Origin of the sequence: Novipirellula galeiformis (assembly GCF_007860095.1) — a bacterium.
Taxonomy (GTDB): domain Bacteria; phylum Planctomycetota; class Planctomycetia; order Pirellulales; family Pirellulaceae; genus Novipirellula; species Novipirellula galeiformis.
Window position 1 is genome coordinate 65584 of sequence record NZ_SJPT01000014.1, and the last position, 26729, is coordinate 92312.

The window sequence follows — 26729 nt, forward strand, 5'->3', positions numbered from 1 at the left end:
CGGCATGGCGGTTTGCGTTTCCATGCGACCCCACGATTACAGTGGTTTTCCCTGAATCGGCACGTTTTTTAAGAATTGGTGTCACAGTACCACCTCTGCCGACATGGTATTAGAAAGGGAACGTGACCTATGCAACGAAACGAATTCGCCAGACTTGTGCTGGAGCATCAGGGACGTCTCCGCATGTTCATTCGCATGTTGGGGACGCTACCGGATGCCGTCGATGATTTAGCGCAAGATGCGTTTGTCGTTGCGTACGAGCGTTTTGAGATGCTCGATGACGTTGACCAGGCCGGTCCGTGGTTGCGAGCGATCGCTCGCAACTTGGTGCGAAACGAGTTGCGGAAATCCACGCGGCGACGACGGGTCGTCAATGTCTCGCTTAGCGAAGCGATGTTAGCGGTGCCCGACGAATCGTTGGTGCATGGCGATTCGTTGGTGGACGATGGGGGCGAAGAATGGTTTGCGGCACTGCGTGTTTGCGTGGAACGCTTGCCCCATCATGGCCGAGTGCTCGTGGACGGCCGCTACCAACGCGGTCAAAATGCATCGCAATTGGCTAGTGAAACGGATATGACGCCCGCTGCGGTTCGCCAGGCATTGTCAAGGTTGCGCGGTTTACTGCGAAAGTGTGTCGAAACTCGTTTGCGAGAGGGAACGATATGAGCGAGCTTCGTTTTGACGAACAACTCGGTCGTTTGCTTGATGGCGAGATCGAGGAACGCGAGCTGAGCCAGCTAACCAAGTCGTTGGCGTCGGACGAGGAGCTCTGCAAGCGTTTCCGCGACCATCTGCAAATCGACGAGGCGTTGACGATCTTGTCGGCCGAGGATCGTTCTGCGGTGCGGTTTGTGCAATTGTTGGATCTGCGTCTAGAGGCGGAATCTCAAAAATTCGATTTTCTTAACAGTGTGCTCGATCGCTCGAGCGTGCGTGCTGCACGCGATTTGATGCGTCGCTGGGCCCCGTTGGCGACCGCCGTGTTGGCAGCAACTGTCTTGGCCGCGTTTGCGGCCGGTTTGTGGACCGGGCGGCAAGTGGGGCCGAGGGCGGTGAAGGTGTCGGTGGCTGAAATGGTCGAAAACACCATTCCAGCCGAACCGGTGGACGATTCCGTCGCAATTTTAAAGCAAGTCGTGGATGCTCGATGGGCCGGCGACGTGGCGTTCGCTGAAGGAGATGCGGTCTCACCGCACGAAGTCATTCATTTGCAATCAGGGCTGGTTCAATTGCAGTTCTTTCGCGGCGCGATGCTGACGTTGGAAGGGCCGGCGCGGTTGGAAATCAAGGACCAAGATCAAGTCCAGTTGTATGCCGGGCGGGCCTGGGCCCAAGTCCCCGTGCCCGCGCGGGGGTTCACGGTGCTGACACCGGAGACAAAAATTGTTGACTTGGGAACCGAGTTTGGTGTCTCTGCGATGCCAGGCGAACGCACCGAGGTGCGGGTCTTCGATGGCTTGGTCGAACTCTATGATCCGGCGGCGTCTAGCGATGCAACGTTGCTGCATGAGCTGGCGACCGGCCAGTCGTTGAGTGTGGATTCCCGTGGCCGTTCGGCACCGTTGGCCGAGCGGGTTACGGAGATGCCGCCCCAATCGTTATTGCAACGCAAACGGCAACAACAGATCGAAAAAGGCTACCAGCGATGGAGGCAATGGAGTGAGGAGATCCGCTTGGATCCTCGCGTGCTGCTCTACTACACCTTTGATCCGCCCGTGGGGTCACCGACGACCCTGCGAAATCAAGCGTCCGCGGAGCGGCTTTCCGATGGGGCGGTCATCGGTTGTTCGTGGAGCGAAGGTCGTTGGCCGCAAAAGACGGCGCTCGACTTCAAGCGTCCTAGCGATCGGGTGCGATTCCATTTAGCCGGTGAGTTCGAATCGGTCACTTTGGCGGCTTGGGTTCGCGTTGATGGGCTCGATCGGATGCTCAGCTCGTTGTTGCTGACCGATGGTTGGGACGCAGGCGAAATCCATTGGCAATTTGATCGCGAAGGTCAACTTGGGCTTTCGGTCGGACACGCCTCGGGCGTGAAGTGGCGATACACGGATCCCTTGGTTGACCTGACTCGGTTGGGCAGCTGGGTCCATGTCGCCTCGGTATTTGATGGTCCGAATAAATCCGTTCGTCACTACTTCAACGGGAGCCGCGTGCCTCATGAAGAATTGCTTGAATACGATGGACTGGTTCGGATCGGTGACGCGGAATTGTGTAATTGGGGGCGTCCGTTGGATCAGACCTCCAAGGCGATTCGGAATTTTAATGGACGAATGGATGAATTTCTTCTGCTCAGCGATGCGCTCGAGGATGCCGAGATTCAGCGAATCTACGAATCCGGCAACCCCAACTGATAAGGAATCGAACATGCTTGATGCAAAGTCACAGGGAACGCCCGCCGCGGGGTTCCGGCAATCGTTAAAGGCGATCACGCGGTTGATCGATCGTATGGCGACGCCGATCTTACCAACGTTGCTGGTCGCGTTGCTTGGTTCCGCAACGATCAACGTTCCAGCGGCACACGCGGATGATTCCGTCGCCGCGGGAAGTGGTCAGCCGGACGCCGAAGGGATTCGTTTTTTCGAAAGCAAGATTCGGCCGGTCTTGATCGAAAGTTGCTACGATTGCCATAGCGAGGATGAGCAAGAGTCCGACCTCCGAGTCGATACACTCGAAGGGATGTTGACCGGCGGACTCGCCGGAGCCTCCGTGGTTCCGGGGAAGCCGAAGAGCAGTCTGATGTTAACTGCCATCCTCTATCACGATAGCGACCTCAGGATGCCACCTGATGAAAAACTCTCGGATTCGCAAATTGCCGATGTGACTCGTTGGATCGAAATGGGGGCGCCGCACCCCGATAGTGCAAACGTCAAACCGATCAAGCGTCGTGGGGATATTGATATTGAGTTAGGGCGGAAACACTGGGCGTTCCAACCTCCGGTCAAGGTCGATCCCCCTCGCGTCGCCGCTGCGTCAACGGCTGATTCCGGCTCGGGGTCGCAATCGGATCGCTCACGCAATCCGATCGATGCATTCATCTTGTCGCGTTTAGAAAAAGAGGGTCTGCAGCGAGTTGCCGCCGCAGATAAAGCGACCTTGATTCGTCGTGCAACGTTTGACTTGATCGGATTGCCGCCGACGCCTGCGGAAATCGAAGCCTTTATCGCCGATGACTCTCCCGACGCGTTTCGTCACGTTGTCGATCGTTTGCTCGCTTCGCCTCACTACGGCGAACGATGGGGGCGACATTGGTTGGACATCGCCCGCTACGCTGACTCCAACGGCTTAGATGAAAATGTGGCTCATGGAAATGCGTGGCGGTACCGCGATTATGTCGTCAACGCGCTGAACAACGACAAACCCTACGATGAGTTTGTCGTTGAGCAATTGGCTGGTGATCTGCTCGATTCGGGAACGGATGTGGCGCTCAAAAACGAGCGGCTAATCGCAACCGGGTACCTTGTCTTGGGACCGAAGGTCTTGGCTGAACCGGATCAAGCCAAGATGGAAATGGACATCATCGATGAGCAGCTTGACACGATTGGTCGTAGCATCATGGGGCTGACCATCGGCTGTGCACGTTGTCATACGCATAAGTTTGATCCGATTAGTCACCATGATTATTACGGTTTGGCGGGGATCTTCAAAAGCACGCACACGATGGATAGCTACAAAACGGTCGCAAAATGGCACGAGACTGCCATCGAGACGCCGGAGGATGTGGCTCGTCGAGAAGCGCATGAACAACGCGTTGCGGCTCAGCAGAAATTGATCGCAGAACGGGTTGCCGATGCGACTGCGAAATTGGATCCCGCGCCGGCGGCGGAGACCAAGCCTGAGGAAGTTGAGAAGTTGTTCCCGGCCGAGACGCTCACCGCTCTGAAGGAGTTGCGAGACGAGCTGAAGAAGATCCAGGATGCTGCTCCCGAAATGCCGATGGCCATGGGAGTCGTTGAGGGGACTGTGGCGGACACTTCGGTGCATCTTCGCGGCAGCCATCTGACGCTCGGTGATGTCGTCCCGCGGCGGTTCCCCGAGGTGCTGGCCGATGACAATCAGTCTCCTTTGCCAGCGGAACAAAGTGGCCGACTTGAATTCGCCCGTTGGTTGACCAGCGGAACGCATCCGTTGACCGCGCGAGTGATGGTCAATCGGATTTGGCGAGGTCACTTCGGTAAAGGGATCGTCACGACGGTCGATAATTTCGGAGTGCAAGGTAACGCTCCGTCGCATCCCGAGTTGCTGGACTGGTTGGCTGTGCGATTTGTTGAAGAGGGTTGGTCGATCAAAGCGATGCATCGCATGATCATGCTCTCCGAGACGTACCAAACCAGCAGCACGTTTGATGCTCACAACAATGACGTGGATCCAGGTAACCAATTCTATTGGCGTTATAACCTTCGCCGACTTGAAGCGGAGGCAATACGCGACGGTTTGTTGGCGGTCAGCGGAACGCTCGATCGCACCACCGGTGGTAACATCATGCAGTACAAGACTCGTGAGTACATTTTTAACCATACGTCCGAAGACAAGTCCGAGTACGTCACATCGCGGCGTTCGATTTATGTTCCGGTGATTCGCAACCATCTCTACGACATGTTTCAGTTGTTTGATTACACCGATGCAAGCGTGTTAACGGGAGACCGGAACACTAGCACGATTGCCCCTCAGGCGCTGTTCATGATGAACTCTGAACTTATTGACGAGTTGACGTTTGCGATTGCAGATCGTTTGCTGCAAATCGATACCGATTTGCCGACTCGGATCAATCGGTTGTATTTGGAATCCTACGGTCGCCCCGCTTCGCCAGAAGAACTGTCATCCGCGACCGCGTTTCTGTCACAGTTTCAAACCATGGTGGCAAAACGGTCTGACAAAATGGACCCTCAACGACTTGCCTGGCAAGCTTTTTGTCAATCGGTTGTTTCGTCCAATGAATTTGTTTATCTGCGTTAATGTGCCGCTGCGCAACGTGCGTCGAACCTAGGTCTCATCCCTCCACGAACCATTGAGCCATCGAACATGAATTTTTCACGCCGAGAACTTCTGCAAAACTCCGCAGTCGGTTTTGGATCGCTTGCCTTGGCATCACTATTGGCCGAGGAGGCTGGCGCTGCAACAACGCCGCAAAATCCCAGCGGGATCAAAGCACCGCATTTTGCCCCGCGAGCCAAGCGAGTCATCTTTCTGTTCATGAAAGGTGGCCCCTCGCATATGGATACGTTCGACTACAAGCCTCAGTTGCAGAAAGACGACGGCAAACCGCTGCCGTTTGAGAAGCCACGCGTCCAATTTGCGCCCACCAGCGAGTTGCTCGCATCGCCATGGAAATTTAAGAAATATGGCGAAAGCGGAATCGCAGTAAGCGAGTTGTTTCCTCATGTCGCGGAGTGTGTTGACGATCTCTGTATCATCAATTCGCTACATGGTACCAACGCGGCGCATGGAGGGGCCTGCTTGAAATTGCATACCGGCAGCGATGTCTTTGTGCGTCCAAGCATGGGGTCCTGGGTCAACTATGGGTTGGGCTCCGAAAACCAGAATATGCCGGGATTCCTTACGATTTGTCCCACACTCGCGCACGGGGGGACCAAGAATTGGGGGTCTGCGTTTTTACCCGCCAGTTGTGCAGGCACCCCGCTGGGCAATGCCAGTCAATCGTCGGAGCAAGCACGGGTGAAATTTGCCGAAAATGCACGGTTGTCACTCGAAGCGCAGCGGATGCAGCTTGATATGATGCAATCGCTTAACCACAAATTCCTCGATACGACGGGACCCGATTCGGCTTTGGAAGCGCGGATCAAGTCCTTCGAATTGGCGTTCCGGATGCAAACGGAAATGCCCGAAGCATTGGATTTGAGCAGCGAGACGGGGGCTACCCACAAATTGTACGGGTTGGACGACAAAGTGACCGAGGATTTCGGTCGCCAGTGCTTGATGGCGCGGCGTTTTGTCGAACGGGGTGTGCGATTTGTCCAAGTCTCACACAGTAACACCGAGGTCCAATGGGACCAACATGGCGCCCTGCGAAAGGGGCATACGCAGAATGCGGCCGAAGTCGATAAGCCGATCGCAGGTTTGTTGCGTGACTTAAAAGCACGTGGATTGTTAAAGGATACGCTCGTGTTGTGGGGTGGCGAGTTCGGTCGTACGCCGACTTGCCAAGGTGCCGGTCGCGATGGACGTGATCACAACCCCGAAGGCTTCACGATGTGGATGGCGGGCGCGGGGGTGCGCACCGGTATCCAGTACGGTGAAACGGATGAATACGGCTATTACGCTAGCGTCAATAAAGTACACATCCACGACTTGCACGCGACCCTTCTGCATCTGATGGGGATCGATCATGAACGTCTTACCTATCGACACGCGGGACGTGATTTCCGTTTGACCGATGTGGCGGGACGCGTTGTTACCGATATCCTCAGCTAACTCCAAATTTGTTGTTAGGCTAACGCAACATCGTGCGTTTGAATCGATGTACGATGGCATCTACATTCCAGCTCACGGGCGGTGCCGGTCAGCGCCCCGTTTGAGCTCAGGAGCTTGGAAGTGTTGCTCCGCGAGTCGTTCGGCGAAGGGAATGTCGGCCGTTAACCACCAGCAAGCATTGCGAGAAAATCATCGACGCCAATTCAGATTCATCCGCGCCACCGGATTCACTTAACCGCGCTCGTTGGGTGTTGTTAACGTTGTTGGTGGTTTCAATTCTGGTCAATTACATCGATCGCGGAGCGCTCTCCGTGGCGATTCCTGCAATCGATGCCGAGTTTTCAATGACGCCGACCCAGAAAGGGTTGCTGTTGTCAGTTTTCTTCTGGAGCTATGCGTTGCTCCAGTTGCCTGCGGGTTGGTTGGTCGATCGCTACGATGTGAAATGGGTCTACGCAGGCGGCTATCTGATTTGGACCATTGCCACAGTGATGACGGGATTTGTCGGCGGATTTGCGGCATTGTTAGCGGCCCGTTTACTACTAGGGTTGGGCGAAAGTGCGGCGTATCCGGCGATCTCGCGGTTGATCGTCGAGAATTTTCCCGAGCACAAGCGGGGCACCGCTAACGCGTTGATCGATGCGGGAACCAAGATTGGCCCCGCCCTCAGTATCCTAGCCGGCGGTTTGTTGGTCGATCAATTTGGTTGGCGATCGTTGTTTATCGTACTTGGCTTCGGAAGCTTCATTTGGTTGTTACCTTGGATCCATTACGTTCCATCGCGTCCGCGTCAAGCGACGACGACCACGGAGCAAGCCCCGGCGGACCGTCCCACGCTAGCCCAAGTTGCTTTGCATCGGTCGGTCTGGGGGACGTCATTGGGCATGTTTTCCTTAGGCTACGTTTGGTATTTTTTGTTGACTTGGTTACCGTCCTATTTGATGGACGTCCACGATTTAAATTTGAAAGAGACGGCGGTCTCGGCGGCATTGCCGTTCTTGGCGATGGCCGCCTCTTCGGTTTTTTGGGGCTGGGCAGCGGACCGTATGATCCAACGGGGCCATTCGGCCACGTTCGCGCGCAAGTCGATCTCGCTGAGTGGACTTGCGATCGCGGCAGTGTTGTTGATCGCGGCTTCGCAAGCTCAGTCGGCGACCGTATGCATTGGATTGTTAACGGGGGCCTGTTGTGCACTGGGCATGTTCACCGCGAACGTTTGGGCCATGACGCAGACGTTGGCGGGGCCTGCGGCGGGTAGTTGGACCGGGATTCAAAACTGTATTGGTAATATGGGTGGCGTCGTTTCCCCTTTGGTCGCGGGATGGTCGGTCGGACAAACCGGGACGTACCAGGCGGCTTTTTACGTGGCCGCCGGAGTGATGGCGATGGGCATCGCCGCCTACCTGTTTATGGTAGGTCCCATTCAAGAGATTCATTGGCAGAAAGAACCACGTGCCGGAGAGAGCCATGAGTGAGAGAACCGTCAACGAGTCCGCCGTCCCTGAGAATCAGGTCCAATCGGCGGAGAATCTCAACCACGCCGTGATCGAGTTGCTCGCGGATTTAGTGCGGATCAATAGCGTCAATCCGAACTACGAAGGGGGCGTCCCCGAGGCTGAGTTGGCCGACTTTGTCGAACAGTATTTCACGGCCTTGGGAGTCGAAACTTGGCGTCAACAGGTGTATCCCGACCGTCCCAATGTGATCGCTCGCATTCCAGGGCGGAACCCCGAACGGCGTATCGTGCTCGAAGCCCACTTGGATACCGTTTCCACGGTGGGCATGACCATCGATCCTTGGAATCCCGAGATTCGTGATGGGAAAATGTACGGTCGAGGTTCGTGTGATACCAAGGGTGGAATGGCGGCGATGATGCACGCGGTCGCCAGCTTGGTTGCCGATGGAATCACACCCGAGTGCGACGTGTTGTTTACCGCTACCATCGATGAAGAGTATTCGTATCGCGGCGTCGTGGCGTTGTGCGATTCGTTGAGCCCCGGCACGGTCGACCCGCACATCCTCAGCCATGAGGTTCCGCCTCGTAATCCGTGGCATGCCGAAGCGGCGATCATTGCCGAGCCAACGGGTTTGATGGCGGTGATCGCGAGCAAAGGGCTCGTGCGTTGGAAGATCGAAACGCGAGGCAAAGCAGCGCATTCGGCAAAACCGCACCTCGGGGTGAATGCAATCGAGCACATGGCGCACGTGATCACTGCCCTTCAGCAGGATACGCGGCGACTCTCCGAGCACACGCACCCATTGCTCGGCCCGGCAACATGCAACATCGGCGTGATCCGTGGCGGCGTCCAGATTAATTTTGTCCCCGATCGTTGCGAGATCGAGATCGACCGTCGTCTGTTGCCCGGCGAAACACGCGAAAACGTGTTGGCACATTACCAACAACTCGTCGACTCGGTTGCGGCCGAGCATCCCGGTATGGACGTGGTCATGCATCCACCCATGCTGAGCGATCGGCCGTTAGAGACGGACGCCGAATCCGCTGCGGTGCAAACGATGTCCAATGTTTTGCAGAGGTTGGGGCTGGACGCCACATTGACCGGGGTCCCGTTTTGTAGCGATGCCAGCAAGTTTGGTGCGATCGGAATCCCCAGCATGATTTTGGGGCCTGGCAGTATCGACCAAGCTCATGCCGCGGTGGAGTATATTGAGTGCAGCGAAGTGGTTCAGGCCGCCGAGATCTATCGACAATTTTTAATCGAGTTCGTTTAGACGATACAGCCTTCCGAGCATCCCGGTCCCGACCTTCTGGGGCCGCATCCCTGTTTGACACGCGGCGGCCTTGAATCGGTCGCCCAATGTCCGGCGTGGTGAATGTTGAAGGATGTGGGCAATCTAAATCGTAACTCGAAGCGTCCGTTTTGAAGTGGGGCTATTACCGTTTTACTTCGCAAATCATAAGCCGGCGTGTAAGCGAGGGACTGAGTTGAACGTAACTGAGTCGAAAGTATTGGTCCCTCGCTTACGCGTCGGATTATGAAATATCGGCCACTAGCTCCGTTGGCTCACGATGTTTGAGTTAGATTCTTAGTGGGCCAATTTTTTGAGAACGCTCTATCACACGCCTTCATTGAATGGGAATAACGAGAAGTGGAATTGAAAAACAACGAATCGCTAAAATTGTGCCGTCGCTCCTTTGTCGGTGGTTCGCTCGCCGCCGCCGCAACGCTGGCCGCGTCCACTTCCACGGTGTCCGCAATGGAGACGAAATCGTCGACGCCCGAAGGTTGGATTGACGCGCATGTTCACGTCTGGACTCCCGACACCGAAACTTACCCACTTGGGCCTGGATTCAAACCGGCAAATATGTTGCCGCCAAGCTTTACGCCGGAGGAATTGTTCGCGCATTGCAAGCCTGCCGGTGTACAGCGGATCGTTTTGATCCAAATGAGTTTCTACAAGTACGATCACAGCTACATGCTGGCGGCGATGAAGGCGAATCCCGGCGTCTTTTCGGGAGTGGCACTGATCGATCATCAGAGCGCCGACCTCGTGGATCGGATGGATGAGTTGGCCAGTAGCGGTATGCGCGGGTTTCGCTTGCATTCGATGGCCGACACGAAGGGAGGCGATCCCAAAGGATGGGTGACGGATCCTGGGATGGCCAAGTTGTGGCGAAAGGCGGCGGAGGACGGATTAGCGGTTTGCCCCTTGATCAATCCTCAGGATATTCCCTACGTCGATGCGTTGTGCAAAAAGTTTCCCGAGACAAAGGTCGTCGTGGACCACTTCGCGCGGATCGGAGTCAGCGGCAAAATCGAATCGGATTCACTCGACAACCTCTGTCGCATGGCCAAGTACCCGAACACCCATGTGAAGACGTCGGCCTTCTATGCGCTTGGTAAAAAGGCCGCCCCCTACGAGGATTTGATCCCGATGATCAAACAGGTTTGCGACCACTTTGGTCCAGAACGTTTGATGTGGGCAAGCGATTGCCCATTCCAAGTCCAGGACGGTCACACCTACAAGGCATCGATCGCCTTGATCCGTGATCGGATCGATTTCTTGTCCGCAAGTGACAAGCAATGGATCCTCAAAGACACCGCGGCGAAAGTCTTTTTCGCTTAGCCGTCTGCCCACTGTTCTCTCCTCCCGCTTGTCTGTTCCTTCCTGTTGGTCCGGTCTCCAATGAATCCCTCGCAACCTGCAACGTCCATTGCAACCATGGACGATGTCCGCGCCGCCGAGTCGGTGATCCGTAAGTATCTCTCTCCGGCGCCGCTGGTTCGGTCGTATGCGTTGGAGAAGCAACTTGGTTTAGCGGCGGGGCGTCGGGTGTGGATCAAGGACTACGGTTGGACGCCCGTAGGATCATTCAAATTGCTCGGTGCGATCAATTGGATGGCCAACCATTTGGAGACGATTGGCGATCGCCCGGTGGCCGCCCACTCATCGGGAAATTTTGCCTCGGGACTTGCGTTTGCCGGGATGACCTTTGGAAAACGCGTGATCATCGTGATGCCTGAGGATGCACCGAAAATCAAGTTTGAGAGGACCCGCTCGTTTGGCGCCGAGATTCGTACCTACGACAAGTCGACAGATCATCAAACGGGACAGCGAGATCGTTTGACGCGAGAGATTGCCGAGCGAGAGGATGCGGTTCAAGCGTCGCCCTACGATGACAACGACGTGATCTCGGGCAATGGGGTAGGCGGTCTGGAGATCGTCAGCGAGCTGAAGCGTCAGGAGCGTACGGTATCGCATTTTGTTTGTGCGGTCAGTGGGGGGGGCTTAATGGCCGGGCACGCCTTGGCGATTGCGGATGGCTTCCCCAACGCACAAATCGTGGGCGTTGAACCTACGGGCGCCGATGACTTCGCTCAGTCTTTAGCCGCGGGCAAACGCGTTCGGGTGGATCATCCGGAGAGTATCTGTGATGGATTGTTGTCGTACGACGTTGGCGTGCACAATTGGCCGATCCTGCGCGACCACGTCTCAACTGCTGTCACGGTGTCGGACCCGGAAACATGTCAAGCGATGAAGTGGTTGGATACCCAGCATGGGCTGCGCACTGAGCCGTCGGGGGCGAGCACGATTGCGGCTCTTTTGTCGGGGAAAATTGATCTCCGTGGTGATGGTGACATCACCGTCGTACTCAGCGGACGTAATGTCGATCCCGATGATTTTCGAAATTGGACCGATGGGGCAGTCGCGGTCCAAAATCGTATGGCCGCGGCGGAGTGATAATGCCAGGCGAGTCGCGAATGCCTTTCACAATGAATATGCTTAAAACAGGAGAGTTATCGATGAATTGTAGTCGTTTCAAGCCGAGGAACCTTGTCACGCCTTTGCTGGTTTTCGGGATGGTGTTTACGGTCGTCGGGGCGCCACGCAGCGCTCAAGCGGAGCACGACGGCAAACTTCAAATCTTGTTGCTCGGTGATAGCACCACCGAAGGCAGTGTGCCGCGGCGATTGAGACCCGAAGGACCGCATCTAGAGAAGGTGTTGGAACAGTTGTTGGCGGCGGAGGAGGATTTGCCTGAGTGTCAAGTGATCAATTCAAGTCAGAGCGGTGAAACGATCCGTCGACTTTTGGATTCAGGCCGCTACGATCGCAACGGAGCAAAATTGCCGGGGCTGGATTACGTCTTCATTCGCTACGGTCTCAATGACCGTGCGCGAATTGAAAACTTCGTAGAGAATTTTCCCAAACACTTCGCGGAACTGTGCGAACGATTGCGACAAGATCATCCCGGTGCCGAACTGATTCCGATGACCGTGATCCCGTTTTCGGGGGAAGAGGCGAGCGAGGAAATCAACAACCTCATTCGGCAAGCTGCAGCGGCAGAAGGTCTCGAAGTCTTTGACATCTATCCGCGTTATGCCGAGGAGTTGACCAAAGGGCATAACTCGCTCAACTATCGACGCTATGCGTTGAGCAAAATTCCCGCCAAGTACCACGAGCTGGTCAAGCCGTTTGTGCGGGGGCCGAGCGTGGAAGTGATGGGCAACGAGCTTGACGCGATTCTCGGTGATTTGCCTGGATGGTATGCAGATCGGCATCCCAATTTGGCGGGCTACAACGTGATCGCCGATGAAACGGCGAAGTACCTTGCCACCCGGCTTCGTGAAAAGCAGACCGAGCCTGCCGGCGCGGCTCAATAGAGCTCGATCAAACCTAACGGTGGCTAATGGTTATTCCCCCCTCGCTTTCTTGGGGCGGGCGGATGCGTCGAAAGCGGCCGTGAAGTGATGGCTTTGCCATCCGGCCCTATCCAATGTGCACTGGAAAGAACGACTTTCTCCGCACCGGGGCACTGCTACGCCGTTGTGTAGGCTTTGGCTAGGCGGTGAGGGGGGCAGCTCGATGCATGGGGTGATTGCGTGTTTTTGGGCGACTGTCATGACGGGATGACGCAGCACAACATTAGTCGACCAGCACCGCTGGCCAATGGGACTGTGATCGATACGGAACGAGTCACCCCAAGGTGGCGACAAATTGAATGTGTCTGGAAAAGGAATGATTATTGATGAATCATGCTCGCTCGAAGTTGAATCGCATCGTCGCTCGGATCCTTGGCTTCGGGATCATTTTGGCATGCTTGGGAACGCCCGGTATCGCCCACGCGGAGCATGAAGGGAAACTTCAGATTTTGTTGCTCGGCGATAGTACCACCAAAGGCACGACGACGCGGCGACTAAAACCCGAAGGACCTCACCTTGAGCAGGTAATTGAGCAATTGCTGGCGGCTGAGGAGGATCTGCCTGCGTGCCATGTGATCAATTCAAGTATGGGGAGCGAGAGCATTCGCCGACTACTGGATTCGGGGCGTTATGATCGTGACGCGTCAAAGTTGCCGGGACTCGACTACGTCTTCATCCGGTACGGTTTGAACGACCGTGTGTTGACCGAAAACTTTGCGCAGGATTTTCCCAAGCACTTCGCGGAGTTGTGCGAGCGATTGCGCCGGGATCACCCCGGAGCCGAGCTGATTCCGATGACCGTGATCCCGTTTGAGAGTGCCGAGGTGAGCGAAGGGATCAATCAACTCATTCGACAAGCTGCGGCGGCGGAGAATCTCGAGGTCTTTGATATCTACCCGCGGTACGCCGCGGAGGTTCGCAACGATAAGAACGCACTTCAGTATCGTCACTACCCATTAGCCAAGATCCCCGCTCGATATCACGAGCTGGTCAAGCCCTTTGTGCACGGGGCCAGTGTTGAAGTGATGGACAACGAGCTGGACTCGATTCTTGGCCAATTGCCAGGATGGTACTCTGAACGGCATCCCAATTTGGCAGGTTACAATGTGATCGCCGATGAAACGGCGAAGTTCCTTGCGAAGCGACTGCGTAAAAAGCAGGCCGAGCGTGTAAGCGTCGATCAATAAAACAGGCTCGAGGCGGACCGTTGAAGCGCCAATGAAGGTGTCGCGAGAATGCGTTCATTGCGTGATTGCCCCCCTTACTTGTTGCTTGACAGGTAGCTAGGACGCTGTTAGGGTGGTTGAACAAGGCCCCGATGCCGCATTGCCAAGCAAGGTCAATGCAGCAATGCACGAACGGGGCTTCCCACCACACCTTACCCACCCCGCCCTCCTCCGAAGCTTCGGCTCGGATGTTCGTTAAAGTTGGTTTGTTGCATGGCGTTGCAGCGGCTGGCAATGGCGGAATGGCACAGCGACGTTTGATGATGTCGATTGCCATCTCGTGCAGTGGTCTTTCCACAACAGCCACTTCGATTAAAAGGCAATTGGATCATGGGACGCTTCCCCATCTTCGCGACCACGCTTTTGGCAATCGCTGTATCGGCCTCGCTGGGGTTCGGCAAAGAGCCGGCAGCGGACGGAAAGGACTCGCCCGGAATGGTGCTGTTCAAGACCAAAATTGAGCCGGTATTGAAGAGCCATTGTTATGAATGCCACTCCAAAGGTGCCGATGAGATCGCGGTCGGTTTAGAGCTCGATTCGCCGACGGGCCTGATGCGAGGTGGCGACTCGGGGCCAGTCGTGATTCCTCACGATCCGGCTAAAAGTCTGTTGATCCGTATGCTGCGACATGATGACGATGTTTCACCGATGCCGCCCGAAGAAAAACTTTCGAGCGAAGTGTTTACTGCGTTTGAAGAGTGGGTTCGTCTTGGGGCGCCTGACTCACGTAGTGACCAGGGGCTGACCGCACGGGACGAACGTTACGAAGCGGGGCGACGCCATTGGTCGTTCCAGTCGCCCGTGGGGGTGGATCCGCCAGTGGTTCAACAGGCCGATTGGCCACGCAGTGTCATCGACGAATTTGTGCTTTCCACGATGGAATCCGAGGGCGTCAAACCCGTTGCCGATGCGAGTCGTCGCACTTTGGTTCGCCGCATCTTCTTTGATCTGGTAGGGCTACCGCCTTCCGCCGAGTTACTCGAGCAATTTGCGAATGATGACTCGCCTGAGGCAATCGCCAAGTTGATCGATCATTTGCTTGAATCGCCGCAATTCGGTGAGCGTTGGGGACGCCATTGGTTGGATGTGGTGCGCTACGCGGAATCGAGCGGGATGGAGTTCAATTTTACGTATCCCCACGCATGGCCGTATCGCGACTATGTGATCGATGCGTTCAACCAAGATAAGCCGTACGATGTTTTCGTGCGTGAACAAATTGCGGGTGATCTGATGCCGGTTGGCGAGAGTGATACGCCCGAGGCGGTGGAAGCCCGGCGGATCGCGGTGAGCATTCTATCGTTTGGCCCCAAGCGACATAATTCTCGCGGCACTCCGTTTCGCATGGACGTGGCCGACGACCAGATTGATACGGTGTTTCGCGCGACGATGGGATTAACGGTTGCCTGTGCCCGGTGTCACGATCACAAATTCGATCCGATTCCTACCAAGGATTATTATTCATTGGCCGGGATCTTTATGAGTACCGAACCGCTCTTCGGTACGATCAAGCAAACGTACAGCAACACGCCTACCGATCTGCTCCCGATCGGTCCCGATGCCGCCGCCAAGCACGCTGCCGCCGAAGCGCACGACAAGAAGATCGACGAAGCAACAAAGCAGGTTGCCGCGAAAAAAGAGGCGTTGAAAAAGGCGGGCGAGGCGGAAAAGGTCGCAGCCGATACAAAAGCAGCCGATACAAAAGCAGACGATGCAAAAGCCAAGGCGGCAGCGAAGCTTGTTGCGGATTTGCAGGCCGAAGTCACATCGCTCGAAGCGAAGCTAGCCGAACTCAAAAAGAACCGTCCTGCTCGCCCTCAATACGCAATGACCGCTCGCGATCGAGACAAGCCAGCGGACATCCATGTGGCCATCCGCGGCAATCTTGGTGACAAGGGGGAATTGGCTCCGCGAGGGTTCTTAAGTGCCGTTTCGATGCCCGATTCCCCAGTGATCCAAGCGGGGCACAGTGGTCGATTGGAGTTGGCCCAGTGGATTTCGAGTCCCGACAATCCGTTGACCGCGCGGGTGATGGTCAACCGGATATGGCACCATTTGTTCGGTAGCGGATTGGTCCCAAGCGTCGACAATTTCGGTTTGATTGGAAAACAGCCGGTTCATCCCGAATTGCTCGACACGCTTGCCTTGCAATTCATTGAAACCGATTGGTCGGTCAAACAAATGATCCGCAAAATCATGCTCAGCCGCGTTTACCAGCTCAGCAGCACCCGCGACGCCGAGAACATGAAACTCGATCCCTTGAATCGATTGTATTGGCGATCTCAGCCACGGCGTCTCGAAGCCGAAGCGATCCGTGATGCTATTTTGTGTGTGAGCGGCCAACTCGATCTGAATCGCCCCGAAGGGTCCACCGTAACGGCGTTGGGCGACACGCTTGCCCGCGGGGTTGCAACGGAGAAGTTGCAGCCGCCGAGTAACCACCGTAGCGTTTATCTGCCTATCGTCCGCGACTACATCCCCGAATTATTTGATCTGTTCGATTTCCCGTCGCCTAGTTTGGTGAGCGGAAGTCGTAGCGTCACCAATGTTCCTGCGCAATCACTCTATCTACGTAATTCGACGTTTGTCGCCGAGCAGGCTAAGCACGCTTCGCAGCGACTGTTGGCCTCGCCCGAGGCGAGCAACGATGAGCAGCGAGTTGAATTGGCGCTGCGTTGGGCGCTTGCACGTCCGGTCACTGACGCGGAGCGGTCTGCGGCGTTAGCGTTGGTCAAGCAGATCCAAGAGCTCGAATCCGACCCGAAGGTTCGGGATGTCAATGCTTGGGCCGCTTGGTTTCAGACGCTCTTTACGACTGCCGAGTTTCGCTACTTGGTTGATGTCCCCTAGCTCGTTTTGCTTCTTTATCCGTTTGCGTTTCCATCAACTTGAAGTTTTGTTGCCATGAATCACCAACCTTCGTTAGCATCGATTTCACGTCGCGAATGGCTGAAAGTCGGAGCGTGTGGTCTTGGCTCGCTAATGGCAACCGGACTGACACCCTCGCAGAGCGAGGCGGGCTTATTGACGCCCAAGCAGCCCCATTATGCCGCCAAGGCAAAACGCGTCATCTTCCTGTTCATCAATGGCGGACCCTCCCAATTTGAATCATTCGATAATAAACCCGAACTCAAAAAGAGGGGAGGTAAAAAGGGCAAGGGCAAAGGCAGCCTGCTCGCTCCACTGCTCAAGTTTGATCGATATGGCGAAAGTGGGATGTGGGTTTCCGAAGCGTTTCCCGAGTTGGCCAAGCAAACCGATCGGCTGTGCATGTTGAATGCCATGCAAACGACAAGTCGCGCCCATCCAATTGCGATTCCGATGTTGCACACCGGCGCCTTTCAGTTCCAGCGTCCCTCGTTGGGGTCGTGGATTCTTCATGGCTTAGGAACGGAAAACCAAGATTTGCCCGGTTTTTTCACGATCAAGCCGACACGTACCTTTGGAGGACCATCAAACTATGGCAGCGCGTTTCTACCCAGCGCATTTCAAGCGACGCGACTCGGTTGGGATGGCCAAAAGATTAAAGATGCTTCGATCCATAATCTGACTCCGGGGCACGGGATGCCATCGGAGGTCGCCTGGGAAGCCTTGGATTTGGCTCAATTGATGAACCGGCAATTGCTTGACCAAACCGAGGACGCGCAAGGAGTGATCGATTCACTCGCCCTGAGTGAACGCATGCAACAAGCGGTGCCAGAGGTGTTGAATCTCAGTGGCGAGACAAAGCAGACGTTGGACATGTACGGTGTCGACGCTGGAGCGACCGACGACTTTGGTCGCCAGTGCTTGCTTGCTCGTCGATTAGTCGAAGCAGGCGTGCGTTTTGTCGAAGTGCATTCCAGCGGTTGGGACCATCACAGCAATCTCGATAAGTTTGCTGGAAAAGCAAAAACAATCGACAAACCGATCGCGGCGTTATTAACCGATTTGCAACAACGGGGCATGTTGGAAGATACGCTCGTGGTGTGGACCGGCGAATTTGGACGCACCCCTGAGACGCAGATCCTCAAGGGCAAAGAAACCATCGGACGCGACCATAATGCCGAAGGTTACACCGGTTGGTTAGCGGGAGGCGGCACGCGTGCAGGATTGGTCTACGGCAAAACCGATGAGTTGGGATACAAGGCGGTCGATGAGGCGGTGCATCTGCACGACCTGCACGCCACCATTCTGCATTTGCTCGGTTTAGATCACACCAAACTTGTCTATCGGTACGGCGGTCGCGATTTTCGTTTGACGGATGTACACGGCAATGTCGTGCATGACATCATTGCCTAATGACCGTTTGCGGTGAACATCGCAACGTGGGATTGTGCCATCCTACTCACGAAAAATCCGCGGACGATGCCCCCACAATGGCCGGTGCGGGAACACGTCCACTCTCGAGCGACTATAATCCACTGACCATTCGTGGATGCAATGCTCCATTTCCTTCCCTTCCGAGCTGCGTCCATCCTCAACACATCTTAGCTAGGCGGCGCAAAAGCCGAGCCCTGTTTCTCCGTCATAGGACGGTCGGACTCGGCTGGCTTCGATAGCGACGCTCCCTCCATCTTTACTTTCCATAGCGAGTCCCCCCATGAGTTCAAGACAGTGGGTCATGTTGACCCTCGCGTTCGTGCTAAGCACGATCCTCGTCACGGCAACGGAATCGTCGTTATTCGCGGCCGATGCCAAGCCGGTGTTTCGTGCCGGTGCAGCGACCAGCAATATCACGCCACCTTTGGGAGAGGCGATTGTTGGTGGCTGGAGACCGATTCCGGCGCGGAATATTCATGACGAACTACACGCCCGGTGCCTGGTTCTCGATGATGGCCAGACCAAGATTGCCTTCGTGATCTGTGACAATGTCGGAATTCCGGTGGAAGTCTTTGATCTGGCCAAGGAACAGGTCGAGGCGTCGACCGGGGTTCCCGGCTCGCATGTTCTGATGGCGTCCACCCACACCCACTCGGCTACGACGGCCCGTGGTCCGAGCAAAGTGGTTCGTGAGACCGAGCTTACCGACTATCAAAAATTCCTGGCTCATCGCATCTCCGACGGCGTGCGTCGAGCGATCGCGCAATTGGAACCGGCTCGCATTGGTTGGGGGAAAATCGATGAACCTTCGGAGGTCTTCAATCGACGTTGGCACGTCAATAACGCCTCGCTGTTAGCCAATCCCTTTGGAGGGATTGATCAAGTGCGGATGAATCCGCCACGTGGGAGCGATGCGTTGGATCGTCCGGCGGGGCCGACCGATCCCGAAGTCAGTTTTCTTTCGGTGCAAAGCCTCGAGGGGCGTCCGATCGCGTTGTTGGCGAACTATTCGCTGCACTATGTCGGTGGAGTCCGCAGCGGCGATGTTTCGGCAGACTATTTCGGATACTTTGCGAAGTTTATCGCAAAGAAACTGGGGGCTGACGAGCAAGAGACTCCGTTCGTGGGCATTCTGTCGAACGGCACCAGCGGTGATGTAAATAACATCAACTTTTCGCAACCGAGATCGAAGAAATACAAGAGCTATGAGAAGATGCAAGAAGTGGCGGAAAAAGTCGCCAGTCGCGTTCACGAAGCTCACCAAAAAATTGAATTCCACGATTGGGTGCCCGTGGCGGCAGCGGAAAAACGTCTGCCGTTGAAGGTCCGCAAGCCGACTGCCGAGATGATCGAGCATTTTGCCACGGTCATGGAAAAGGAACGCAAGAATCCACCCAAGCGGCAAAGTCGCGAAGCGATTTACGCGGACCGGATCGAGAAGGTGATCAATGCACCCGATGAAGTTCACGTCCCGCTGCAGGCGTTTCGAATTGGCGACCTTGGGATCGCAGCGATTCCCTTCGAAACCTTCGCCGAGACGGGACTGGAAATTAAAGATCGAGCCCCGTTCGGACAAAACTTTACGATTGAACTGGCCAATGGCTCCTACGGCTATTTGCCGACGCCCGGGCAACATCGGCTGGGCGGTTATGAAACATGGCTGGGCTCAAACTATGTTGAAAAAGAAGCGACCACCAAAATTGTGGCCACCCTGTTAGACCTCTTTCAAACACTTCAGCTAGATAACGGTACTGAGAAATGATTGCTATAAAAATGATGATGCGAGGACGAGGTCGATGGGCACTGATGATGCTGCTGGTAATCACCAGCGGAACCATTGCCGCCGCGGCCGATTATGTCGTCCAACACGACGTCATGGTGAAAATGCGCGATGGCGTGCAATTGGCGACGGACGTTTACCGGCCCGCGGTTGACGACAAGCCTGTGGAAGAAGCATTACCGGTGATCCTGTCGCGAACGCCGTACAACAAAGCCGGCGGCAAGACGATGGGCGCTTATTACGCCACCCATGGCTACGTCTTTGTGGTGCAAGACACACGCGGTCGCTACGGTTCCGAAGGCGTTTGGCACATGCTTACCGATGATGGTCCCGATGGAGTCGATTGTGCCGCGTGGATTGGAAACCAATCTTGGTCCAATGGCAAAATTGGAATGATCGGCACCTCGTACTTCGGGGGCACCCAGCACGCGATGGCGCTCGCCAGAGCACCCGAGTTGACCACCGTGATTCCGGTCGACGCGATGGCAAACATGGGGCGACAAAGTATCCGTAATGCCGGTGCGTTTGAGCTGCGATTCTGGAATTGGATTTTCCTGAATGCGGGCCGAGGCAGTCGCGCCGGTCAGGATCCGGGGACGGCCAGTGAGTTAAAAGAGTTGGCAGACCAGCGATTTGCCTACCTTGAAAATATGCCCACACGACGCGGGATGACACCGCTGAGCCTATCACCGGAGTATGAGGATTGGTTGATCTCGGCCATGGAGCACGGGCCCAACGATGAGTTTTGGGCGCAGAACAATATTGTCGACGCACCTGAGAAGTACAAAGACATCCCCGTCTATCTGGTTTCGGGTTGGTACGATTCATGGGGCGGCAATAATACGGCGACCTTCATGGCGTTGACTCCGGCCATCAAGGGGCCGGTCTATATGATCATGGGACCATGGATTCATAATCAACAATCCGGCTATGCCCATGGTCAAGTCAATTTTGGCAAGGAGGCTGCGATGGCCAACCAATGGGCATGGCGCCAAGAGTGGTACGACCATTGGATGAAAGGGATCGATAATTCCGTCGGCAAGGCGGATCCATTCAAAACCCCAGTCCGCATCTTCGTGATGGGAACCGGCGACGGCAGCAAAGATGAGAAAGGCCGTTTGCGTCATGGCGGGTTTTGGCGCAATGAACTCGAGTGGCCGTTGGCGCGAACTGAATACACTGATTTCTATTTGCAACCCGATGGTGGATTGTCGACTTCGTTGCCGCAAACCGACCAGGCGACGACCCGTTACGACTTCGACCCCAAGAACCCGGTACCGAATATTGGCGGCAATATCTCCTCGGCGGATGGCATCATGGTGGCGGGAGCATGGAACCAAAAAGGCGGGAAGCATATCTGGAATTTCAAAGCCCCGATCCCGTTGTCGGCGCGTCCCGATGTGATTGTGTTCCAGAGCGAGCCGTTGGAAGAAGACCTGGAGGTCACCGGCGAGATCGAGGTCCGCTTATTCGCCTCGAGCTCGGCCGTCGACACTGACTTCACCGCCAAGTTAATCGACGTCTATCCACCTTCGTCCGATTGGCCAGGCGGTTTTGATTTGAACATTGGGGACGGAATCGTCCGCGCTCGCTTTCGTGAATCGCTTCAAAAGGAAGTGATGATGACACCCGGCGAGACGTACGAGTTTACGATCAAGTTGTATCCGACGTCTAATGTGTTCAAAAAAGGACATCGAATTCGTGTCGATATCTCGAGCTCCAACTTTCCTCGTTTTGACGTGAACCCGAATACGGGCGAACCGTTGAACCGGCATCGGATGACGAAGGTGGCTCAGCAGACGCTTTACCACGATTCGACCCGACCGAGTCGAATCATTTTGCCGGTGATTCCGGCTTCCAAACCTTAATTTAACCTCCCCGAGATCGATTGTTCTAGCTGACCACGCTCCGCACCAAAGCCTCCGCTTTGATTGCGTTTGCGAGTCAGCGGATTGACGTGATTTAACGCAGCAAGGAATGAACCTGATGTATTGTAATTTGTTAAGCACCCCTCGCGGTTTGGCGATGATTTGCGCCGTCGTGTTAGGGATGTTACCTTCCATTTCGCTCAGCGCTGCCGAATTGCACGTTGGCGTTGCGACCACCAGCATCACGCCGGATGAGCCGGTAGCGCTTTCGGGGCACATGCGTACTCGGATCGCCACCAAGGTTTCCAGTCCGTGTACCGCATCCGCGTTGGCGTTGGAGACTCGGGATGGCGATCAAGTTTTGGACCAAGCGATCATGGTCTCGTGCGATTTGATCGCGATTCGTGAAACGGTTCTGGACGAGGTGCGAGAGCGAGTGCAAAAGTTGTTGCCTGATTTTGACGTTAACAAAATCGTGCTCAACGCCACCCATACGCACACCGCGCCGGTAATGCGTCAGCACACCTACGCTTTGCCTGCGGAAGGCGTCATGCAGCCAACCGATTACGTCGAGTTTTTGGCGGACCGAGTCGCAGAGATCGCGGCGAAAGCTTGGGAGTCACGCGACATTGGTAGCGTGGGCTGGGGATTGGGGCATGCCGTCGTAGCCCAGAATCGTCGTGTCGTCTACAAGAATGGGGCTGCGAAAATGTACGGCAACGCAAACCACCCCGACTTTCGAGCGATCGAAGGGTACGAAGACCAAGACGTGAACGTGCTCTGTTTTTGGGACAAGAACGATAAATTGATCGGCACGACGGTCAACATCGCTTGCCCGTCGCAAGAAGTCGAAGGTCGCCCGTCAGTGGACGCCGATTTTTGGCACCAGGTGCGTCTGTCACTGCGTGCCAAGCACGGGGAAGATTTGGTCGTGCTGGGGTGGACCGGAGCGGCCGGCGATCAAGCGCCTCGTTTGATGTACAACAAGGCGGCTGAAGAGCGAATGCGAAAATTGCGGGGCCTCGATCGACTTGAAGAGATTGCGCGCCGGATCGTTAACGGATGGGAAGAAGCTTACGCCGGCGCTTCCCAAGAGCGACACACCGATGTGCCCCTCGTACATCAAGTGCAAACCGTTTCTTTACCCGAACGAATGGTGACCGAGCAGGAAGCCGAACGCCTTAAAGCTGCCGTGGCGGTTTCGGCAAAAGACCCGAAGCTATTTCGTAAAATGACGTGGCAACAAACCGTCCTGGATCGCTATGAGCGACAACAGTCCGGGAAACTCACGCCCTATCAAATGGAGTTACACACCATTCGTTTAGGGGACATCGCGATTGCAACGAATGATTTTGAGCTGTTCACCGATTTCGGAATTCAGATGAAGGCGCGGAGTCCTGCCTTGCAAACGTTTGTGATTCAATTGACGGGGCCCGGATTCTACATTCCTAGCGAGCGGGCGCAGCGTGGAGGGGGCTACAGTGCGATCATCGAGAGCAATCTCGTCGGTTACAAAGGGGGGCAAGTGCTAACCGATTTGACCGTCGATGCGTTGAAGGAACTTTGGACTTCAGACTCGAAATAGAGGTTCGATTGGCGTCGGTCGCTCGGGGATCATCACGTTTTGATTCCCGAGCGGTCAACAACGCCCGAGGCAAACGTATTGGGAAAGATGTCGTTGCTATTCGCGGCGGATCGCGTCACAATGGTGATCAGCAGTCTACTGCTTGCGCCCCATCCTGCCTCCATCTTCCCACCTATCTCCCCCCGGTATTGAACCATGTTTACATGGCCGCCGCCCTTGCGATTACGTTGCTTGGTGGTTGTTTGTCTATCGTTATTGACGGTAAATGGCGGTTCGGCGCCAGCGGACGAGAAACTCTATTTCGAGAGCGAGATCCGACCGATCTTGCGTGAATATTGTTTCGATTGCCACGGCGCAACCGAGGTAATGGAAGGGGGGCTCGACCTTCGACTCGTTCATTTCATCCGCTCGGGGGGCGATTCGGGCGCCGCGTTGGTCCCTGGAGATCCGGACGCTAGTCTGCTGCTATCGCGAATCATTGATGGCGACATGCCGCCAGGCGAAGCCCGTGTTTCGGACGATAAAATTGCGGTTCTGGAGAAGTGGATTCGTCAAGGTGCCGCGACGCTTCGTGAGGAACCGGAACAACTCGGTCCGGGAATTCCGATCACCGAAGAAGAACGCAATTATTGGGCCTATCAACCGATCACGCAGCCGAAAGTCTCACTCGATTCGAATCTTGCTCGTGTGCGGACGCCGATTGATGCCTTGATCGCTGCGGCGATGCCGGCCGGATTGACGTTTTCACCCGACGCCGAGCGTTTCACAATCATTCAACGTGTCTTCTACGACTTGATCGGTTTGCCACCAAGCAAAGACCAAATCGAATATTGGTTGCATCATGCCGATGTTGATTGGTACGAACAATTGGTCGATCACCTGCTTCGCTCGCCGCATTACGGCGAACGATGGGCGCGGCACTGGTTGGACGCCGCGGGCTATGCGGACAGCGACGGTTACACGCTGGGGGACATCAGCCGTGAATGGGCTTGGCGTTACCGCGACTATGTGATTCGAGCTTTCAACGACGATAAACCGTTTGATCAGTTTATCACCGAGCAACTCGCCGGAGATGAAATTGCCGGACCCGCCACAGGCGATTGGACTGAACGTCAGATCGAATTATTGACGGCGACCGGCTTCCTCCGCATGGCTGCCGATGGTACGGGAAGCGGCGATAACAGCCCCGAAGCACGCAACAAGACGATCGCCGATACGCTGCAAATCGTTAGCACGACGTTACTCGGGGCCAGCGTGCAATGTGCCCAGTGTCATGACCACCGCTACGATCCGATTTCTCACGCGGATTATTTTTCCTTGCGCGCGGTCTTTGAGCCCGCCTTGGATTGGCAAGCTTGGAAAACGCCTGCCCAGCGATTGGTTTCGCTGTACACCGAACAAGATCGGGCGGTCGCGGCGGCGATCGAAAGCCAAGTCAAACAGGTCGCTGAGGAGCGAGCAGCGAAACAGGCTGAGTTCATCAAAGAAGTCTTCGAAGAAGAATTGCTGAAATTCGAAGAGCCGCTGCGATCCCAATTACGGTCGGCTTATGAAACCACCAATGCGGAGCGCAGCCCGGAACAGAAAGCGTTGCTCGCCAGCCACCCCAGCATCAACATTTCCGCGGGGGTACTCTATCAATACCGTCCCAAGGCCGCCGAAGAGTTGAAGGGCTACGATGCCAAGATGGCCGAGATGCGCGCCCAAAAGCCGGTCGAACAATTTGTTCATGCGTTGGTGGAACCGGCGAATCATGTTCCCGTGACGCGACTGTTTCACCGTGGCGATTACAAGCAACCGATGCAAGAGATTCAGCCTGCGGCGCTGACGGTTACCGCGCCCGAGGGGAGTTGCGTCGAGTTCCCCGTCAACGACCCGAATCTGCCGACCACGGGGCGTCGCTTGGCGTTTTCACGTTGGTTGGTTGATCGTGGCAATCCGCTCACCGCGCGGGCGATCGTTAACCGTATTTGGATGCATCACTTTGGCCGCGGTATCGTATCAACGCCCGGCGAGTTTGGACGCTTGGGAGATATCCCGTCCAACGTGGAGTTGCTCGATGAGTTGGCCAGTGACTTCATGGAGCATGGTTGGAGTTTAAAGCACCTGCACCGGCGGATTTTGACCTCGACCGTGTGGCGTCAATCATCTTTGCGCGATCCAGCTCGCGAGGCTCTCGATGCGGATAATCACTTTTATTCACGAAAGTCGATTCAGCGTATGGACGCGGAAATTCTTCGTGATTCGATTTTGCAAATATCGGGGGACCTCGATCGAGAACCTTTTGGTCCACCCGTGGCGATTGCAGAGGACGAAACAGGCCAAGTCCGGGTGGATGCGAAGCAGCCGCGGCGAAGTATCTATGTGCAAATTCGACGCAGCCAACCGGTCGGCATGTTGCAAACGTTTGATGCTCCGGTGATGAGCGTGAATTGCGATGTGCGACCGGTTTCGACTTCGGCGCCTCAATCGTTGATGATGCTCAATGGTGAATTTATTCTTGATCAAGCGGCCCGCGTCGCCGAGCGAGCGATCGCGGCCGTGCGAGCCAAACCCGCTAGCGATTCCGACACGGCGGATGGGACGAGAGCTTCCTCAGCGAGTGAGGCCGCGTCAGCATCCTGGTCGCCCGACTTGCCGTCTCCGACATGGAAATATGGGACTGGAACGATCGATGAGGAAGCGGGGATGCTACGCGAGTTTGTCGCGCTGCCGCATTTCACCGGCACTCATTGGCAAGGCGGTCCGAAGCTTCCCGCCGCAACCCTTGGTTGGGTGTCGTTGCACGCCCGTGGTGGCCATCCCGGCGATCCGAAGTATCCGGCAATTCGTCGTTGGAGTGCGCCGAGCGATGGCCACTTCAGCGTTGCCGGTACCCTACAACACCACAGCAGCAATGGGGACGGAGTGCGGGGACGCATTTTCTCCGCTGACCGGCTGCTGGGATCTTGGAATTCATTGCACAATTCGGTCGTGACCGAGGTCGAATCGGTGGCGGTTAAGGCCGGAGAAAGCATCGACCTCGTCACCGACTGCATCGCGCGAGAAACGTCGGATGGTTTCGCGTGGGAAGTGAAAATCACGTTCACTCCCGCGGTTGGAGAGCCAGTGGTGTTTGATTCCGCCGCTGAGTTCCAAGGGCCGACGGACGACTACACTCTCTTGCCTGCGCAAATCGCTGCGGCTTGGGAAATCATCTTGTCCCGGTCTCCTAGCGACGATGAATTACACACCGCGCTTGAATTTGCCGAAGCACAACTCGTGCTGATGGCGAGGGAACGTGGAGGCGTGATGCAGGGACGATCCCCATCGCATCAAGTCTTGGTCAATCTTTGTCAGATGCTGATCAGTTCAAACGAGTTTGTCTACATCGAATGA

Annotated in this window: 16 protein-coding genes; all 16 read left to right on the forward strand. The window is 55.7% G+C overall.

Annotation, left to right across the window (positions count from 1 at the left end):
- The first annotated feature begins 129 nt into the window (after positions 1-129).
- The 16 genes from Pla52o_RS24655 to Pla52o_RS24730 all read left to right on the forward strand — a co-directional run bounded on the left by Pla52o_RS24655 (position 130) and on the right by Pla52o_RS24730 (position 26729).
- Entirely contained in the window at positions 130-666 is a 537-nt protein-coding gene (locus Pla52o_RS24655; RefSeq protein WP_146597304.1) for a sigma-70 family RNA polymerase sigma factor, read from the forward strand.
- The gene (locus tag Pla52o_RS24660; protein WP_146597305.1) at positions 663-2351 is read left to right on the forward strand and encodes a LamG-like jellyroll fold domain-containing protein; all 1689 of its coding nucleotides are present in this window, start codon (positions 663-665) and stop codon (positions 2349-2351) included. The genes Pla52o_RS24655 and Pla52o_RS24660 overlap by 4 nt, the downstream gene beginning before the upstream one ends.
- A gap of 13 nt (positions 2352-2364) precedes the next feature.
- Entirely contained in the window at positions 2365-4953 is a 2589-nt protein-coding gene (locus Pla52o_RS24665; RefSeq protein ID WP_231612635.1) for a PSD1 and planctomycete cytochrome C domain-containing protein, read from the forward strand.
- 66 nt (positions 4954-5019) lie between these two features.
- Positions 5020-6429 carry a DUF1501 domain-containing protein gene (locus Pla52o_RS24670; protein WP_146597306.1) on the forward strand — a complete coding sequence of 470 codons (1410 nt, stop codon included), beginning with the start codon at positions 5020-5022 and terminating at the stop codon, positions 6427-6429.
- A gap of 266 nt (positions 6430-6695) precedes the next feature.
- The gene (locus Pla52o_RS24675; protein ID WP_261343363.1) at positions 6696-7904 is read left to right on the forward strand and encodes an MFS transporter; all 1209 of its coding nucleotides are present in this window, start codon (positions 6696-6698) and stop codon (positions 7902-7904) included.
- Positions 7897-9159 carry a M20 family metallopeptidase gene (locus Pla52o_RS24680; RefSeq protein ID WP_231612637.1) on the forward strand — a complete coding sequence of 421 codons (1263 nt, stop codon included), beginning with the start codon at positions 7897-7899 and terminating at the stop codon, positions 9157-9159. Before Pla52o_RS24675 ends, Pla52o_RS24680 begins: the two co-directional genes overlap by 8 nt.
- A 384-nt stretch (positions 9160-9543) precedes the next feature.
- Positions 9544-10515 carry an amidohydrolase family protein gene (locus tag Pla52o_RS24685; protein ID WP_197169494.1) on the forward strand — a complete coding sequence of 324 codons (972 nt, stop codon included), beginning with the start codon at positions 9544-9546 and terminating at the stop codon, positions 10513-10515.
- 60 nt (positions 10516-10575) lie between these two features.
- Positions 10576-11631, forward strand: a complete 1056-nt coding sequence (locus Pla52o_RS24690; protein WP_197169495.1) for a threonine ammonia-lyase — start codon at positions 10576-10578, stop codon at positions 11629-11631.
- 62 nt (positions 11632-11693) lie between these two features.
- Positions 11694-12554, forward strand: coding sequence for an SGNH/GDSL hydrolase family protein (locus tag Pla52o_RS24695; protein ID WP_197169496.1), 861 nt, complete (start codon positions 11694-11696; stop codon positions 12552-12554).
- Positions 12555-12919: 365 nt separating this feature from the next.
- The gene (locus Pla52o_RS24700) at positions 12920-13780 is read left to right on the forward strand and encodes an SGNH/GDSL hydrolase family protein (protein ID WP_146597308.1); all 861 of its coding nucleotides are present in this window, start codon (positions 12920-12922) and stop codon (positions 13778-13780) included.
- Positions 13781-14149: 369 nt separating this feature from the next.
- The gene (locus Pla52o_RS24705; RefSeq protein ID WP_146597309.1) at positions 14150-16666 is read left to right on the forward strand and encodes a PSD1 and planctomycete cytochrome C domain-containing protein; all 2517 of its coding nucleotides are present in this window, start codon (positions 14150-14152) and stop codon (positions 16664-16666) included.
- A 54-nt stretch (positions 16667-16720) separates the two neighbouring features.
- A complete protein-coding gene (locus tag Pla52o_RS24710; protein WP_146597310.1) occupies positions 16721-18097 on the forward strand; it encodes a DUF1501 domain-containing protein in 1377 nt (458 codons plus the stop codon).
- A 322-nt stretch (positions 18098-18419) separates the two neighbouring features.
- Positions 18420-19880 carry a neutral/alkaline non-lysosomal ceramidase N-terminal domain-containing protein gene (locus Pla52o_RS24715; protein WP_146597339.1) on the forward strand — a complete coding sequence of 487 codons (1461 nt, stop codon included), beginning with the start codon at positions 18420-18422 and terminating at the stop codon, positions 19878-19880.
- Complete coding sequence (locus Pla52o_RS24720) at positions 19877-21766, forward strand: CocE/NonD family hydrolase (protein WP_146597311.1); 1890 nt, start codon at positions 19877-19879, stop codon at positions 21764-21766. The genes Pla52o_RS24715 and Pla52o_RS24720 overlap by 4 nt, the downstream gene beginning before the upstream one ends.
- Before the next feature lie 118 nt (positions 21767-21884).
- On the forward strand, positions 21885-23351 hold the full coding sequence (locus Pla52o_RS24725; protein ID WP_197169497.1) for a hypothetical protein: 1467 nt from the start codon (positions 21885-21887) through the stop codon (positions 23349-23351).
- 195 nt (positions 23352-23546) lie between these two features.
- Positions 23547-26729, forward strand: coding sequence for a PSD1 and planctomycete cytochrome C domain-containing protein (locus Pla52o_RS24730; protein ID WP_146597313.1), 3183 nt, complete (start codon positions 23547-23549; stop codon positions 26727-26729).

Excerpts from the sequence above, each read along its gene's own strand:
- Pla52o_RS24655 (WP_146597304.1), top strand. The coding sequence starts at position 130 with ATGCAACGAAACGAATTCGCCAGACTTGTGCTGGAGCATCAGGGACGT.
- Pla52o_RS24660 (WP_146597305.1), top strand. The coding sequence starts at position 663 with ATGAGCGAGCTTCGTTTTGACGAACAACTCGGTCGTTTGCTTGATGGC.
- Pla52o_RS24665 (WP_231612635.1), top strand. The coding sequence starts at position 2,365 with ATGCTTGATGCAAAGTCACAGGGAACGCCCGCCGCGGGGTTCCGGCAA.
- Pla52o_RS24670 (WP_146597306.1), top strand. The coding sequence starts at position 5,020 with ATGAATTTTTCACGCCGAGAACTTCTGCAAAACTCCGCAGTCGGTTTT.
- Pla52o_RS24680 (WP_231612637.1), top strand. The coding sequence starts at position 7,897 with ATGAGTGAGAGAACCGTCAACGAGTCCGCCGTCCCTGAGAATCAGGTC.
- Pla52o_RS24690 (WP_197169495.1), top strand. The coding sequence starts at position 10,576 with ATGAATCCCTCGCAACCTGCAACGTCCATTGCAACCATGGACGATGTC.
- Pla52o_RS24695 (WP_197169496.1), top strand. The coding sequence starts at position 11,694 with ATGAATTGTAGTCGTTTCAAGCCGAGGAACCTTGTCACGCCTTTGCTG.
- Pla52o_RS24700 (WP_146597308.1), top strand. The coding sequence starts at position 12,920 with ATGAATCATGCTCGCTCGAAGTTGAATCGCATCGTCGCTCGGATCCTT.
- Pla52o_RS24705 (WP_146597309.1), top strand. The coding sequence starts at position 14,150 with ATGGGACGCTTCCCCATCTTCGCGACCACGCTTTTGGCAATCGCTGTA.
- Pla52o_RS24710 (WP_146597310.1), top strand. The coding sequence starts at position 16,721 with ATGAATCACCAACCTTCGTTAGCATCGATTTCACGTCGCGAATGGCTG.
- Pla52o_RS24715 (WP_146597339.1), top strand. The coding sequence starts at position 18,420 with ATGTTGACCCTCGCGTTCGTGCTAAGCACGATCCTCGTCACGGCAACG.
- Pla52o_RS24720 (WP_146597311.1), top strand. The coding sequence starts at position 19,877 with ATGATTGCTATAAAAATGATGATGCGAGGACGAGGTCGATGGGCACTG.
- Pla52o_RS24725 (WP_197169497.1), top strand. The coding sequence starts at position 21,885 with ATGTATTGTAATTTGTTAAGCACCCCTCGCGGTTTGGCGATGATTTGC.
- Pla52o_RS24730 (WP_146597313.1), top strand. The coding sequence starts at position 23,547 with ATGTTTACATGGCCGCCGCCCTTGCGATTACGTTGCTTGGTGGTTGTT.